The sequence below is a fragment of the Caulobacter sp. GW821-FHT10F06 genome, from assembly GCF_058809215.1.
In genome coordinates this window covers 128,674-142,805 of the sequence record NZ_JBXASK010000009.1, presented here as the reverse complement: position 1 = coordinate 142,805, position 14,132 = coordinate 128,674, and the positions used below count along the sequence as shown (strand labels likewise).

Here is a 14,132-nt window from a genome sequence, read left to right as displayed (position 1 = left end):
AAATCGAGACTGACGGAACGTCGTTATCCGGACGGTTGGGCCGCCGCATTGATCAGCGCCACGATCATGGCGTTGGCCGGCGTGGCGATCCCGTGCCGGGCGCCGCGCCGCACGATGACGCCGTTGCGGGCGTCCAGCTCCATCGGCCGGCCAGCCGCGCGGTCGGCGTGCAGGGAATTGACCGAGTCGGCCGGCGCGCCGCGATAGTTGGCGATTACGGTTTCGGGCAGGTCGTCGGCGAGGTCCGCACCCTCGGCCCGGCCCACCGCCACGCATTCGCGCACCAGGGTCCGCATGACCTCCGCCACAGCGTCGTCATGGACGACGCCGGCGGGCTTGAGCACCAGGGCGTTGACCGCGCCCGCGCAGTTCAGGGCCAGCTTCTTCCAGGCCTCGGTCTTGAAGTCGGGCACGGTGGAGACCGCAATCGGGGTGTGGGCGAACAGGGCGACGAAGGCGCGGCCGGCCGCGTCGTCCGGAACCTTGATCGAACCGTCGCGGCGCTGGTGGATGCGCCCGGGCGCGCTGCGCTCGGCGGGGATGTCGACCACGGCCGGAACGATGCGCTCGGCCGGCAGGCGATCCAGGAACGGCTCCAGATGCTCGACGCCGTTGCGCAGCACCGCCAACCGCGTCGCGGGCCCGACCAGAGCGTCCAGCCAGCCCTCGGCCGAGGCGGTGTCATAGGTCTTGGTGGCGATCAGCACCCAGTCGACGGGCGAGGCCTGGGTCGGATCGGTGAACACCGCCGGGCGCGCCGAGATCGCGCCGCCGGGCGTCTGGACCTCCAGGCTCTCGAGCGGGGTGCGCGCGCAGACCGCCACCGACAGGTCCGGGTTCTGGGCCAGCCACGCGGCGATGGTCCCACCGACCGCGCCGGGTCCGATCAAGGCGATGGTGGTCATGTAGCGCTCCGCTCAAAAGAAAACCCTCTCCCCTTGCGGGAGAGGGTGGCCCGCGAAGCGGGTCGGGTGAGGGGGCGCGCCGTCTTATCCGGACAGGTCCTTCGATCCCTCGTCCGTCAGCCTGTGGCTGACACCCCGGCCTTCGCCGGGGCAGGCTCTTCTCCCGCAAGGGGAGAAGGATCAAATCGCTCACTCCGCCGGCAGCGAATTCTCGGCGCGCTTGGTCAGCATGTTGTCGAAGCTGCTCCACACGCCGTCGGCGCCGTGCCATTGGCCCTTGGTGGCGGCCTTCGAATATTCGGTGGCGCGGGCTTCGAAGAAGTTGGCGTGCTCGACGCCGCTCAGCAGCGACTGCAGCCACGGCAGCGGGTTTTCCTTCACGCCGTACACTTCCGGCAGGTGCAGCTGGCGCAGGCGCCAGTCGGCGATGAAGCGGATGTATTGCTTGATGTCTTCCGGGGTCATGCCCTGGATTTCGCCGGCCTCGAAGGCCAGGTCGATGAAGTTGTCCTCCATCGTCACCACGGTCTTGCAGCACTCGACGATGTCGGCGGCCACTTCGGGCGTGACGCACTGCGTCTCGGCGTTGAAGGCGTGGTAGAGCTTGATGATGCCTTCGCAGTGCAGGCTCTCGTCGCGGATCGACCACGAGACGATCTGGCCCATGCCCTTCATCTTGTTGAAGCGCGGGAAGTTCATCAGCATCGCGAACGAAGCGAACAGCTGCAGGCCCTCGGTGAAGCCGCCGAACATGGCCAGCGTGCGGGCGATGTCGGCATTGGTCTCGACGCCGAACTTCTGCATGAAGTCGTGCTTGTCGCGCATGGCCTGGTATTCCATGAACGCGCCGAATTCGCTCTCCGGCATGCCGATGGTTTCCAGCAGCAGCGCGTAGGCCGCGATATGGATGGTCTCCATATTGGCGAACGACGACAGCATCATCTTCACTTCGGTGGGTTTGAACACCCGGCCGTAGCGTTCCATGTAGTTGTCGGCCACCTCGATGTCCGACTGCGTGAAGAAGCGGAAGATCTGCGTCAGCAGGTTCCGTTCCTTGTCGTTGAGCTTGACCGCCCAGTCCTTGAGGTCCTCGCCGAGGGGCACTTCCTCGGGCATCCAGTGGACCTGCTGCTGCTTCTTCCAGAACTCGTGAGCCCACGGATAGCGGAAGGGCTTGTAGGCGCCGGAGGGGGTCAGGAGGCCTGGCGTGGTGATCAGCTTGGCGGACATGAGGAACCCCTGGGACGAGAATCGAGCGGACAGGCTATGATACGGAACGTCGGACAGTAAGCCAGAACCACGCCCCTGCTGTCTACCTGGCATCCACTAGATATGGTGTGGCCACGTGCCGCATCCACAAGATAGAGCTTGGCCTGTGGAAAAACCTTTTCGCCTTTTCAGCGCCCTAGGTTCAGGCGGCGTGCCCGTCGAAGCGGCCATGACCCTGATGGGCCTGCCGTACGAGATCATCGAAGCCCCCACCTGGGAAGGCGAGGCCGAGCAGGCCAAGGTCGCCGTCGTCAATCCGCTCAAGCAGATCCCGGCCCTGGTCACCCCTGCCGGCGAAACGATCACCGAGAGCGCCGCCATCCTGATGTGGCTGGCCGACAACCATCCCGCAGCGGGCCTGGCCCCCGCGCTTGATTCGCCGCTGCGGGCCCAGTTCCTGCGCTGGATGATCTTCGTCCCGGCCTCGATCTATTCGCTGTTCTGGGTGCGCGACGAGCCCTCGCGCCTGGGCGGGCCCGACCCGCAGGTCCAGGCCGCGATCAAGACCGCCACCGCCGAGCGCATCCTTGACTGCTGGGCGATGATGGAGAGTCAGCTCTCCCCCGGCCGCTACCTGCTCGGCGACCAGATGACCGTCCTCGACCTCTACGTCGCCGTGGTCAGCCGCTGGGGCCCTCGCCGGGTGCGCTTCTACGAGGTCGCGCCGAAGATGGCCGAGGTGGTCAAGAGCGTGGACGCTGATCCGAGGCTGGCGGCGTTCTGGGAGCAGCGCTTCCCGTTCTTCGAGGGCTGGGAGCGGTTGGGCCAGCAGGCCTAAGGGGCGACCGTTTGATCCACGGCCGCAATTGTAGTAACGTACCTACAATGATCGCTGGATTGTAGCCCATGACCATCACCACCCTGTCGAGCCGGGAATTCAATCAAGACGCCAGCGGCGCCAAGAAGGCCGCCGCGAATGGCCCGGTGTTCATCACCGACCGCGGCCAGCCGCGTCACGTCCTGCTCAGCATAGAGGCCTACCGCCAACTGACGGGCGCCCGCCGCAGCATCGCCGACGCGCTGGCCATGGCCGACGGCGACGAGGTCGCGTTCGAAGCCCCGCGCGCCAACATCACCAGCCGGCCCGTCGATCTCGATTGATGTTCGTCCTCGACACCAACGTCGTCTCCGAACTGCGCAAGTCCCGCCACGGCAAGGCCGACCCCCATGTCGTCGCGTGGGCCGACCAGGCCGACGCCGCGACGCTCTACATCTCGGCGATCACGGTCCTTGAGCTGGAAACCGGCGTCCTGCAGATCGAGCGCCGCGACGCCAGGCAGGGCGCGGTCCTGCGCGCCTGGCTGAACGATCAGGTGCTGGTCGAGTTCAAGGACCGCGTGCTGCCGATCGACACCGCCGTGGCCCGGCGCTGCGCCGGGCTGCATGTGCCCGATCCGCGCGCCGAACGCGATGCATTGATCGCGGCGACGGCCCTGGTTCACGGCATGATGGTGGTCACCCGCAACACCGCCGACTTCGCCGCGACCGGCGCGCGCCTGCTCAATCCGTGGAACGCCGGAGCCTAGCGACTTTACCTTCGCCAGCTTCACCGCTAAAAGCCGGGCCGATGTCCTTCGCCGCGACCAAAATTATGACCCCAAAAACGACCCGCTTCGGTGGGGCGTCTTCGGGTCTGCGCGCGATCTAGCCAGCATCCCCAAGTCAGCCCCGCCGATGCGCGGGGCGGCTCTCGACATCCAGAGACCTTCAAGCTCCCCGCGCCTCCGCACTTTTCAGGAGACGTCCCGTCATGAGCTTCAAGTTTTCCCGATCCAATCCGCCGCATGTCGGCGTCGTCGGCGCCACCGGCCTGGTGGGCGGCATGATGCGCGAACTGCTGGCGCAGCGGAACTTTCCGCTGGCCAGCCTGCGCGTGTTCGCCTCGGCCCGTTCGGCGGGCTCCAAGCTGCCGTGGGGCGACGGCGAGGTGACGGTCGAGGACGCCGAGACGGCGGACTTCGCCGGTCTGGACCTGGTGTTCTTCTCGGCCGGCGGCGACACCTCGCGCGCGCTGGCCCCCAAGGCCGCCGCGGCCGGCGCGATCGTCATCGACAACTCCTCGGCCTGGCGCAGCGACCCCGACGCGCCGCTGGTGGTGGCCGAGGTCAATCCCGAGGCCCTGCGCGACATCCCCAAGGGCATCGTCGCCAATCCCAACTGCACCACCATGGCCGCCATGCCGGCGCTGAAGCCCCTGCACGACTTTGCCGGCCTCAAGCGCCTGACCGTCAGCACCTATCAGGCGGCCTCGGGCGGCGGCCTGGCCGGCATCGAGGTGCTGGCCAAGCAGCTGGCCGCCGGCGCCAAGGGCGACGTGGCGGGCCTGGCCCTCAACAGTGACGCCGTCGACCTGCCGCCGCCCGAGAAGTGGGCCGTGCCCCTGGCCTATAACGTCGTGCCGCTGAACTACGTGCTGGCCGAGGACGGCTACACCGAGGAAGAGCTGAAGCTGCGCGACGAGAGCCGCAAGATCCTCGGCTTGCCGGACCTGCCGGTCAGCGGCACCTGCGTGCGCGTGCCGGTGTTCACCGGCCACTCGCTGTCGATCAACGCCGAGTTCGAACGGCCGATTTCGGTGGCCGAGGCCACGGCGCTGCTGGCCAAGGCGCCGGGCGTGGTGCTGGACGACGTGCCCAACCCTCTGGCCGCCACCGGCCAGGATCCGGTGTTCGTCGGCCGCCTGCGTCCCGATCCGACCGTCGCGCACGGGCTGGCGCTGTTCGTGGTCGGCGACAACCTGCGCAAGGGCGCGGCCCTGAACGCGGTGCAGATCGCCGAGGTGATGCTGGATATGGCCGGCTAAGGGCTGTCATCCCGGCCAAGCGCGAAGCGCGCCGAGCCGGGACCGCCGGAAGCTCCGAGCTTGTCGCGGTCCCGGCGCTTCGCTGCGCTACGGCCGGGATGACACCGTCGACGATGGCGGCCGCTTCAGGTCCACCGCCTCGACCAGGAAATCCAGGAACGCCCGCACCCGCGCCGGCAGGCGGCCGCCGTGGCCGACATAGACGGCGTGGACCGCCTCCAGGTCCGGCGGGGTGAAGGCGTCCAGCACCGTCACCAAGCGGCCGGCCTCGAGGTCGGGCCCGATGTGGTAGCGCGCCAGCCGCGCCAGGCCCTGGCCCGCGAGGGCCAACCGCCGGGCGCTCTCGCCGTCGCTGACCGCCACGCGGCCCGGCGCCGGCAACGACACCCGCTGGCCATCGATCACGAACGGCCATTCGTCGGTGTGGCGCGCGAAGTTGAAGCTGATCAGGTCGTGGCGCGGCAGGTCGGACGGGCTGTCCAGCCGCGCGGCGCGGGCCAGATAGTCCGGCGAGGCCACATAGACGATGGCGCTTTCGCCCAGCTTGCGGGCCATCAGCTGCGAGGGCCGCATCGGCCCCACGCGGATGGCGACATCGGCCCGCTCGCCGATCAGGTCGATGACCTGGTCGGTGACGGTGATGTCCAGCGTCACGTCCGGAAAGCGTCCGGTGAAGCGCGGGGCCAGGGGTAGCAGGAAATGCAGGCCGAACGGAATGCTGGCGTTCACCCGCACCCGGCCGCGCGGCGTGGCGTCGGCGGCCACCGAGCGCTCGGCCTCGTCGAGGTCGGCTAGCACCCGCCGCGAATGTTCAAGAAAGGTCGCGCCCTCGGCCGTAAGCTCGATCTTGCGGGTCGAGCGATTGACCAGCCGCACGCCCAGCCGCGCCTCCAGCCGGGCGATCAGCTTGCTGACCGCCGACGGTGTCATGCCCAGGGTCCGGGCCGCCGGGGTGAAGCCGCCCAGTTCGACGACGCGGGCGAAGGCTTCCATCTCGCCGGCGCGATTGACCTCCAGACGGGCCATGATGACTTGAACTCACAAATCCAGTTCTTTTCGACAATCTAGTTCACAGGCGATCTGTAAGCCATCTGCGGGTTCGACATTCATTCGGAGCCCGTCATGCCCATCGCCCTCTACGCCCTGACCGTCGGAGCCTTCGGGATCGGCGTCACGGAGTTCGTCATCATGGGCCTGCTGATGCAGGTCTCCGCCGACCTCCACGTCTCGATCCCGACCGCCGGCCTGCTGATGACCGGCTACGCCCTGGGCGTCTTCGTCGGCGCGCCGATCCTGACCCTGGCCACCCGCACCCTGCCCCGCAAGACCACGCTGCTGGCTCTGATGGCGATCTTCACGATCGGCAACCTGGCCTGCGCCCTGGCGCCCAGCTATCCGATGCTGATGGCCGCCCGGGTGATCACCGCCCTGGCCCACGGCACCTTCTTCGGGGTCGGATCGCTGGTGGCGATGAGCCTGGTGGCGCCCGAGCGCAAGGCCTCGGCCATCGCTGTGATGTTCACCGGCCTGACCATCGCCACCCTGCTGGGCGTGCCGTTCGGGTCGTGGCTGGGCCTGGCCTTCGGCTGGCGCGCGACTTTCTGGGCGGTGGCCGGCGTCGGCCTGCTGGCCCTGGTGGTGCTGGCCGTGTTCGTGCCGCGCGCTCAGGAGAAGGTCGTCCCCGCCCCGTTGAAGGACGAGTTCGCCGTGCTGGCCCGGCCGCAGGTGCAGGTCGGTCTGCTGATGACCGTGCTGGGCTTTGGCGGCGTGTTCGCGGTGTTCACCTACATCCAGCCGATCCTGACGCAGCTGGCCGGCTATTCGAAGGAAGCCGTCTCGCCGATCCTGCTGGTGTTCGGCGCGGGTCTGGTCGGCGGCAACCTGGTGGGCGGCCACTGGGCGGACAGGAACCTGTCCGGCGCCCTGCTGGGGACCCTGGCCCTGCTGACCGTGGTCATGCTGGGTTCGGCCTTCGCCTTCCACGATCGCGTCGGCGCGGTGATCGCCGCCTTCCTGCTGGGCGCGACCGCCTTCGCCACGGTCGCCCCGCTGCAGATGCGGGTGCTGCAACAGGCCGGCGGCGCGGGCCAGGGCCTGGCCTCGAGCCTGAACATCGCGGCCTTCAATCTCGGCAACGCGTTCGGCGCCTGGCTGGGCGGCGCGGTGATCGCCCACGGCCCGGGCCTGGGCTCGGTTCCGCTAGTCGCAGCGATCGTGCCCCTGTCGGCGCTGGGCCTGGCGGCGGTGAGCCTGCGGACGGAGCGGCGGGTTCTGACGGCTTAGGTCCGGGAGGACCCCCTCCGGCCCTCCGGGCCACCTCCCCCGAAAGGGGGAGGATCTACATCAGCCGAGCCTTCTCGATGCTCCCCCTTCGGGGGAGCTGTCGCGGAGCGACTGAGGGGGTCCTCAACGGCGCCGGCCATGGCTCCCTAAAGATCCGACTGCTAACACCCGCCCCATGCTCACCGACCCCTTCTTCTACGCCGTCGCCATCCCCGCCGTGATCCTGCTGGGCCTGGCCAAGGGCGGGTTCGCGGGGATCGGGGTGGTGGCCGTGCCGATGATGGCGCTGGCGGTGTCGCCGGTGCTGGCGGCGTCGATCACCCTGCCGATCCTGCTGGTCCAGGACGTGGTCAGCGTCTGGGCGTTCCGGAAGAACTGGGACAAGGGCCTGCTGATCCTGATGCTGCCGGCCGCGGCGGTGGGCATCTTCCTGGGCTGGGCCCTGGCGGCCTTCGTCTCGTCAGCGGCGGTCGAGCTGGCCGTGGGCCTTGTGTCGATCCTCTTCGCCCTGCAGCGCCTGTGGGCCGAGCGCGCGGTCAAGGCCGCCGCCCAGGTCGAGGCCACGCCGGGCCGGCCTTGGCTGGGCGCCCTGTGCGGCATGGCGGCCGGCTTCACCAGCCAGATCGCCCACGCCGGCGGCCCGCCGTTCCAGATCTATGTCCTGCCGCGCCGCCTGCCGCGCGACGCCTTCATCGGCACCAGCGCCATCTTCTTCGCGGTCGTGAACTGGATGAAGGTCCCGGCCTATGTCGCCCTGGGCCAGTTCACGCCGAAGGTCCTGGCCACGGCCGGGGTGCTGCTGCCCCTGGCCATCGCCTCGACCTGGGCCGGGGTCTGGCTGGTGCGACGCGTGCCGGCCGAGGGCTTCTACAAGGTCATCTATGTCCTTTTGGTCGCGGTCGGCGGAAAGCTGGCCTTCGATGGGGCCCACGGTCTGCTTTCCTGACGACCCGCCGCCCTTTCGGCGCCATGATGATCGTCGTTCATACGTCACTCCATGCGGTTAGACTGGGCGCCATGACCGACATCACCACCCACTATCCGACCCCGGCCGCGAAATGCGCCGACCTCGTCGTGCACCTGGCCGGCCTGGCCTGCGCCCTGCTGGGCGGCGGCATCCTGCTGGGCCTGGCCTTTGGCCTGGGCTCGCTGAGCCAAGTGGCGGCGGTCTCGGTCTATACGGTCGGCCTGATCACGATGCTGTCGCTGTCGACCGCCTACAACTTCGCCAAGGCCCGCTGGCGACCGCTGCTGCGCCGCTTCGACCATGCCGGCATCTTCATCATGATCGCCGCGTCCTACACCCCCTTCACCACCCAGAACCTGCATGGCTGGTGGGCGATCGGCATGACCTCGGCGGTGTGGAGCGTCGCCACGGTCGGCGTGCTGGCCAAGCTGTTCCTGCCGGGCCTGGACAAACGGTTCTGGGTTGGCCTGTACCTGGCTCTGGGCTGGCTGGTGCTGGTCGCCATCAAGCCGATGTTCCACGGCATGTCGTGGGTGGCCCTGCTGCTGCTGGCCATCGGCGGCCTGGTCTATTCGACCGGAACCATCTTCTATCTGATGCGTCGTCTGAAGTTCCGACGGGCCATCTGGCATGGCCACGTCATCGGCGGCGCGGGCCTGCACTACGCCGCCGTGCTGGTCGGGGTGGTCCTGGCCGGCGCCCGCGCGTGAGTCCAGCTTGAACAAGCCTCCCGATAAACTCTCCATCCAGATCCAGGGCCTCTTCCGCGACCGCAAGATGCCCGATCCTCTGCGCGGCAAGCGCCTGTCCGCGCCGCCCGCCGACAGCCACGCCGAGGCCGTCGACTTCCCCGGCGTGCGCCTGACCGTCGACCAGGCCGACCAGGCTCTGAACGCCGTCGCCGACCGGCTGACCCCGACCCGCTCGTTGCTGGGCAAGGACGACTTCAACATCCTGGCCCTGTCGGGCGGCGCCTCGGGCGGCGCGTTCGGCGCGGGCGTGCTGGTGGGCCTGACCAAGGCCGGCAAGCGGCCCGAGTTCGCCATCGTCACCGGGGTCAGCACCGGGGCCCTGATCGCGCCCCTGGCCTTCGTGGGTTCGGAATGGGACGAGCGGCTGATGGACGCCTATGTCGGCGGCCACGCGGCCGAGCTGCTGAGCCTGAAAGGCTTCGCCGGCGCCCTGGGCCCTAGCCTGTTCAAGGGCGAGGGACTGGACGCCCTGGTCGAGCCGTTCATCGACGAGCACCTCGTCAACGCCGTGGCCCGCGAGCACGCCCGGGGCCGGCGGCTGCTGATCGCCACCACCAATCTCGACAACCAGAAGGCCACCATCTGGGACATGGGCGCGATCGCCCAGCGCGGCGGCGACAAGGCCCTGCGGCTGTTCCGCGACGTGCTGATCGCCTCGGCCACGGTGCCGGGCCTGTTCCCGCCCAAGCTGTTCGACGTCGAGGCCGGAGGCGAGCAATATCAGGAGATGCATGTCGACGGCGGCGTCGCCGCGCCGCTGTTCCTGATGCCCGAGGCCCTGCTGCACTGGCGCAACCTGGGCAACCGCCTGCGGCGCGGCCGGGTCTATGTGATCGTCAACACAGTGCTGGACCCCTCGCCGCGCTCGACCGTGCCGGGCGTGGCCTCGATCATGGGCCGCAGCTTCGAGACCATGCTGCGGTTCTCGTATCGCCAGGCCCTGAGCCTGGCCTCGGGCTTCTGCGCCCGGCACAACCTGCCGCTCAGCGTAGCCTCGATCCCGTCCAGCTTCGATGGGCTGAACATGCTGAAGTTCGACACCGCCACCATGCGCAAGATCTTCGACGAGGGCGTGGAGCTGGCGGCGGCCGACAAGGTCTGGACCCACCCGTCCGCCGAGCCGACCGGCTGGCGAGGCCTCTTCAAGCGCCAGCCGACGCGGATCGAGCTGGGCCCGATCCCGGGGGATGCGCTGGAGTAGGGCATATTCGATCCTCCCCCTTGGGGGAGGTGGCCCGGAGGGTCGGAGGGGTCCTCTCCGGCTTATCCAGTTGAGGACCCCCTCAGTCGCTCCGCGACAGCTCCCCCAAAGGGGGAGCATCTGACAAAAGGCCTAGGCCTTCTTCAGATACCGCGCGCGGAGCTTTTCCACGTTCGGCGGATCGGCGCGGAAGTCGGACGCCAGGCCCAGGCGGGCGTTGCACGACGGGCAGCGCACCGAGTCCTCGTCGGCGAGGTCCGGCGAAGGATCGAAACGCGTGCCGCACGGCTTGCATTTCCAGTCGCCGACCGCGGGCGGCGGCGCCGGCGGCGGTTCGGGCGTCACGGGACGAGCCGGCTTGGCGATGCGCTCAAGCGGCTTGGGGCCTCCGGGAGCGGCGACGCCGCTCTTCAGGCTCAAAATCTTGCGGCGAGGAGGCTCGCTGTCGGTCATGGGGGGCGCTATCGCACGATCACGGCGCGAAACTCAAGCGCCAGCGCGATAATGATGGCGCTACCAGTGCGGCTTGAGGCTGAACGACAGGGCGACCATGGAGTCCTTCTGGGTCGCCATGCCCATGATCTGGTCCTTGGCCTTCATCTCGCGATGGATGTAGCCCAGCGAGGCCTGCATCGGCCCGCGACGCCAGGCGACGCCGGCCTGGGAGTCGCCGATCAGCTTGCTGTTGACGTCGGAGGTCAGGCCGGCCCGGCTCCAGTCGCCGTCCTGGCCGCGCAGCATGTTCATGCCGACGGCGCGCCCGCTGGCGGCCGCGAACACATACCAGCGACCGCGCTGGCCGAAGGCCTCGCCGCCGTCGCGCAGACCCAGCGAGTCGCTGACGCGATCCTCGACGTTCTTGCCCAGGCGCACCGTGGCGCCGGCCTCGGCCGAGCCGCCGGCGTCGCCGAAGCCCAGGCCGGCATGGGGCGTGACGTCCAGCGCATATTTGCCGGCCGCGAACTTCACCGCCGAAGGCCAGCCGCGCGTCAGGGTGACATCCACGTCGTCGGTGTCGAAATTATCGGAGTCCGGCCGCACCAGGGTCAGGGGCGCGATCGCGGCGGTGCGCGAGACATTGGCCACCGAAACGCGGACCGAATCGACGGCCCCGCCCTTCTCGGCCACGACGAAGGCGTTCGAACGCCAGGAGACCGGGCCTCGGCCGTCATAATAGCGGTCGGCGTCCAGCAGGCGGGCGTCGCCATAGGACGCGGCCGGCGACAGAGCGAATTCGCCCTCGACCTGTGCGGCGGGCGAGTCGACCTCGCGCGGCATGAAGCCGGCGGCGGGACGCACGTCGCGGAGGCTGAGATTGATCGGCTTGGCGGGCGGGGCGGCCAGCTTGAAATTCGGCGTGACGGGGGTCTTGCGCGCGGCGACGGAGACCTTACCTACAGGCTTGGACGCCTTGGCCGCCTTCACGGCCGCCATCGCGGAACAGGGCAGCGCTCCCGTCACGGCGAAAGCCATGACCGTCAGGCAGAGCGTGGAAATCCCTCTTCCAACAACCCGCATTGCGGATTCCCCAATCCCAATCGAACCCAGCCTAGCCGGTAATTCGACGCTGTCCACCGTGACGAAAGCCCGCATGGTGAACAGGCGCTAGGGATTTTGGTTCCCGGACATGGAAACGGCGGCGTGGAGGGCTCCACGCCGCCGTTTTGATCAGGTCGTCCAGGCCGCCCTTATTGGCAGGCGAGGCATTCCTCGTAGTCCGTCTTTTCCGGGGCGTCGAAGCCGTTGGCCGGGCCGGCCACGGCCGTGTCGGAGCCGGCATAGGCGGCGCGTTGCACCGACTTGGAGCGCAGGTAGTACAGCGACTTCACGCCGCGCTCCCAGGCCTGCCAGTGCAGCATGTGCAGGTCCCACTTGTCGACGTCGCCCGGCAGGAAGATGTTCACCGACTGGCTCTGGCAGATTTCCGGCGTGCGGTCGGCGGCCAGCTCGACCACCCAGCGCTGGTCCAGCTCGAAGGCGGTCTTGTAGACGTCCTTGTCGTCCTGGCTCAGGAACTCCAGGTGCTGGACCGAGCCTTCGTTCTCCAAGATCGAGCCCCACACCGCGTCGGTGTTCTGGCCCTTCTCCTCGAGCAGCTTCTCCAGGTAGGGGTTTTTCACCGCGAACGAGCCCGACAGGGTCTTGTGGGTGTAGATATTGGCCGGGATCGGCTCGATGCCGGCGCTGGTGCCGCCGCAGATGATCGAGATCGAGGCCGTCGGGGCGATGGCCAGCTTGTGCGAGAAGCGCTCCATCGAGCCGCGCTCGGCGGCGTCGGGGCACGGGCCCTTCTCTTCGCCCAGGGCGATCGAGGCCTTGTCGGCCTCGCGGCGCAGGTGCTTGAACATCCGCATGTTCCAGCTCTTGGCCAGGGCGCTCTCGAACGGCACGTTCTGGCTCTGCAGGAAGCTGTGGAAGCCCATCAGGCCCAGGCCCACCGAACGCTCGCGCATGGCGGCGTAGGCGGCGGCCGAGGCCGCGTCCGGCGCGCGGTCGATGAAGTCCTGCAGGACGTTATCGAGGAAGCGCATGATGTCCTGGATGAACAGCGGGTGGTCGCGCCATTCCATGAAGGTCTCGGCGTTCACCGACGACAGACAGCAGACCGCCGTGCGGTCGTTGCCCAGGTGGTCGACGCCGGTGTGCAACATGATCTCGCTGCACAGGTTCGACTGGCGCACCGTCAGGCCCAGCTCGCGCTGGTGCTGGGGCATGGCGCGGTTCACGGTGTCGGAGAAGATCAGGTAGGGCTCGCCGGTCTGCAGGCGCAGCTCCAGCACCTTCTGCCACAGGGCGCGAGCGTCGACTTCGCGGACGACTTCGCCGGTCTTGGGCGAGCGCAGGCCGAACTTGGCGCCGTCGCGCACCGCGAACATGAATTCGTCGGTGATCGAGATGCCGTGGTGCAGGTTCAGGGACTTGCGGTTGAAGTCGCCCGACGGCTTGCGGATCTCGAGGAACTCCTCGATCTCCGGGTGGTGGATGTCGAGATAGACGGCCGCCGAGCCGCGACGCAGCGAGCCTTGGCTGATCGCCAGGGTCAGGCTGTCCATGACGCGGATGAAGGGGATGATGCCCGAGGTCTGGCCCTGGCCCTTCACCTTCTCGCCGATCGAGCGGACGTTGCCCCAGTAGGTGCCGATGCCGCCGCCGTTGGCCGCCAGCCAGACGTTCTCGTTCCAGACACCCAGGATGCCGTCCAGGCTGTCGCCGACGGCGTTCAGGAAGCAGCTGATCGGCAGGCCGCGCTCGGCGCCGCCGTTCGACAGCACCGGGGTCGAGGGCATGAACCACAGCTGGCTCATATAGTCGTAGACGCGCTGGGCGTGGTCGGCGTCGTCGGCGAAGGCCGTCGACACGCGGGCGAACATGTCCTGATACGACTCACCCGGCAGCAGGTAGCGGTCTTCCAGGGTGGTCTTGCCGAAGTCGGTCAGCAGGGCGTCGCGCGAGCGATCGACCTCGACCTTGCGCACCAGCGACAGCTGGGGACGCTCCGACACCCGCATGCCTTCGGTGCGCGCCTTGGAGACAGGCTGAATCTTCGCCGCTTCACTGCCAGTCATGATCAAAATCCATAATCAATCAGCGTGTTCCGGAGAAGGGAACGCCCCGTCCAGCCGCTACATCTTGTGGCCGAGGAGCCCCCTCAGCCCACATATGGGGCCACAGTGGCTAATGACTCGTCAACGGCGAGATGCGCCTCCGGAGCGAGTTTTTCGTTAACAAGCTGTGAACGCCCTGAACTTGCTGGGCAGGATCAAAGGGTTGCCTGGACGAAGTTTTTGCAGGCGCGACAGACGGTCGCAAGACGGCGCGAACGATCCGCCCCCGGACACCAGCGTTCGCTCACAGGATGACCACAAGATCTGGGCGCCGGCTGTTCGCCTCGCGGACAGACCACACCCGTCAGAGCGACCCTTCGGACAAAAAGAAAGGGCCCGGCGTTTCC

14 protein-coding genes are annotated in these 14,132 nt (G+C 68.2%); 8 read left to right on the top strand and 6 right to left on the bottom strand.

Going from position 1 to position 14,132, the window contains the following annotated elements; all coding sequences use genetic code 11:
• Positions 1-23: 23 nt before the first annotated feature.
• Positions 24-905, bottom strand: a complete 882-nt coding sequence (locus AC1RUS_RS19545; protein WP_492918251.1) for a 2-dehydropantoate 2-reductase — start codon at positions 903-905, stop codon at positions 24-26.
• A gap of 189 nt (positions 906-1,094) precedes the next feature.
• Entirely contained in the window at positions 1,095-2,135 is a 1,041-nt protein-coding gene (locus tag AC1RUS_RS19540) for a ribonucleotide-diphosphate reductase subunit beta (RefSeq protein WP_492918250.1), read from the bottom strand.
• 145 nt (positions 2,136-2,280) lie between these two features.
• Between AC1RUS_RS19540 and AC1RUS_RS19535 the strand changes: the two genes are divergently transcribed.
• From AC1RUS_RS19535 to AC1RUS_RS19520, 4 genes are all read left to right on the top strand, one after another.
• Positions 2,281-2,952, top strand: a complete 672-nt coding sequence (locus AC1RUS_RS19535; RefSeq protein WP_492918249.1) for a glutathione S-transferase family protein — start codon at positions 2,281-2,283, stop codon at positions 2,950-2,952.
• 68 nt (positions 2,953-3,020) lie between these two features.
• Positions 3,021-3,275: a type II toxin-antitoxin system Phd/YefM family antitoxin gene (locus tag AC1RUS_RS19530; RefSeq protein WP_492918248.1), complete on the top strand. Its 255-nt coding sequence runs from the start codon at positions 3,021-3,023 to the stop codon at positions 3,273-3,275.
• Complete coding sequence (locus tag AC1RUS_RS19525; RefSeq protein ID WP_492918247.1) at positions 3,275-3,700, top strand: type II toxin-antitoxin system VapC family toxin; 426 nt, start codon at positions 3,275-3,277, stop codon at positions 3,698-3,700. Before AC1RUS_RS19530 ends, AC1RUS_RS19525 begins: the two co-directional genes overlap by 1 nt.
• A 224-nt stretch (positions 3,701-3,924) precedes the next feature.
• On the top strand, positions 3,925-4,977 hold the full coding sequence (locus AC1RUS_RS19520; protein WP_492918246.1) for an aspartate-semialdehyde dehydrogenase: 1,053 nt from the start codon (positions 3,925-3,927) through the stop codon (positions 4,975-4,977).
• 87 nt (positions 4,978-5,064) lie between these two features.
• Here AC1RUS_RS19520 and AC1RUS_RS19515 read toward each other — a convergent pair whose 3' ends face one another.
• Positions 5,065-6,003: a LysR family transcriptional regulator gene (locus AC1RUS_RS19515; protein WP_492918245.1), complete on the bottom strand. Its 939-nt coding sequence runs from the start codon at positions 6,001-6,003 to the stop codon at positions 5,065-5,067.
• A 96-nt stretch (positions 6,004-6,099) separates the two neighbouring features.
• Here AC1RUS_RS19515 and AC1RUS_RS19510 point away from each other — a divergent pair, with 96 nt between their 5' ends.
• From AC1RUS_RS19510 to AC1RUS_RS19495, 4 genes are all read left to right on the top strand, one after another.
• Positions 6,100-7,260 (top strand): MFS transporter, encoded by a 1,161-nt coding sequence (locus AC1RUS_RS19510; protein WP_492918244.1) that lies wholly within the window; start codon positions 6,100-6,102, stop codon positions 7,258-7,260.
• A gap of 175 nt (positions 7,261-7,435) precedes the next feature.
• Entirely contained in the window at positions 7,436-8,206 is a 771-nt protein-coding gene (locus tag AC1RUS_RS19505; RefSeq protein WP_492918243.1) for a sulfite exporter TauE/SafE family protein, read from the top strand.
• 71 nt (positions 8,207-8,277) lie between these two features.
• The gene (gene trhA, locus AC1RUS_RS19500; protein ID WP_492918242.1) at positions 8,278-8,937 is read left to right on the top strand and encodes a PAQR family membrane homeostasis protein TrhA; all 660 of its coding nucleotides are present in this window, start codon (positions 8,278-8,280) and stop codon (positions 8,935-8,937) included.
• Positions 8,938-8,944: 7 nt separating this feature from the next.
• A complete protein-coding gene (locus tag AC1RUS_RS19495; RefSeq protein ID WP_492918241.1) occupies positions 8,945-10,180 on the top strand; it encodes a patatin-like phospholipase family protein in 1,236 nt (411 codons plus the stop codon).
• A gap of 132 nt (positions 10,181-10,312) precedes the next feature.
• Here the strand turns inward: AC1RUS_RS19495 and AC1RUS_RS19490 are convergent, their stop codons facing one another.
• The 3 genes from AC1RUS_RS19490 to AC1RUS_RS19480 form a co-directional block, all read right to left on the bottom strand.
• A complete protein-coding gene (locus tag AC1RUS_RS19490) occupies positions 10,313-10,633 on the bottom strand; it encodes a hypothetical protein (RefSeq protein ID WP_492918240.1) in 321 nt (106 codons plus the stop codon).
• A gap of 60 nt (positions 10,634-10,693) precedes the next feature.
• Positions 10,694-11,641, bottom strand: a complete 948-nt coding sequence (locus tag AC1RUS_RS19485) for a lipid A-modifier LpxR family protein (RefSeq protein ID WP_492918239.1) — start codon at positions 11,639-11,641, stop codon at positions 10,694-10,696.
• 227 nt (positions 11,642-11,868) lie between these two features.
• Positions 11,869-13,752, bottom strand: a complete 1,884-nt coding sequence (locus tag AC1RUS_RS19480) for a ribonucleoside-diphosphate reductase subunit alpha (protein WP_492918238.1) — start codon at positions 13,750-13,752, stop codon at positions 11,869-11,871.
• Positions 13,753-14,132 lie beyond the last annotated feature (380 nt).

What these genes read in the sequence shown, in the direction of transcription:
- AC1RUS_RS19525 (WP_492918247.1), top strand. Translation starts at nt 3,275, where the DNA reads ATGTTCGTCCTCGACACCAACGTCGTCTCCGAACTGCGCAAGTCCCGC.
- AC1RUS_RS19505 (WP_492918243.1), top strand. Translation starts at nt 7,436, where the DNA reads ATGCTCACCGACCCCTTCTTCTACGCCGTCGCCATCCCCGCCGTGATC.
- AC1RUS_RS19530 (WP_492918248.1), top strand. Translation starts at nt 3,021, where the DNA reads ATGACCATCACCACCCTGTCGAGCCGGGAATTCAATCAAGACGCCAGC.
- AC1RUS_RS19545 (WP_492918251.1), bottom strand. Translation starts at nt 905, where the DNA reads ATGACCACCATCGCCTTGATCGGACCCGGCGCGGTCGGTGGGACCATC.
- AC1RUS_RS19490 (WP_492918240.1), bottom strand. Translation starts at nt 10,633, where the DNA reads ATGACCGACAGCGAGCCTCCTCGCCGCAAGATTTTGAGCCTGAAGAGC.
- trhA (WP_492918242.1), top strand. Translation starts at nt 8,278, where the DNA reads ATGACCGACATCACCACCCACTATCCGACCCCGGCCGCGAAATGCGCC.
- AC1RUS_RS19540 (WP_492918250.1), bottom strand. Translation starts at nt 2,135, where the DNA reads ATGTCCGCCAAGCTGATCACCACGCCAGGCCTCCTGACCCCCTCCGGC.
- AC1RUS_RS19515 (WP_492918245.1), bottom strand. Translation starts at nt 6,003, where the DNA reads ATGGCCCGTCTGGAGGTCAATCGCGCCGGCGAGATGGAAGCCTTCGCC.
- AC1RUS_RS19510 (WP_492918244.1), top strand. Translation starts at nt 6,100, where the DNA reads ATGCCCATCGCCCTCTACGCCCTGACCGTCGGAGCCTTCGGGATCGGC.
- AC1RUS_RS19520 (WP_492918246.1), top strand. Translation starts at nt 3,925, where the DNA reads ATGAGCTTCAAGTTTTCCCGATCCAATCCGCCGCATGTCGGCGTCGTC.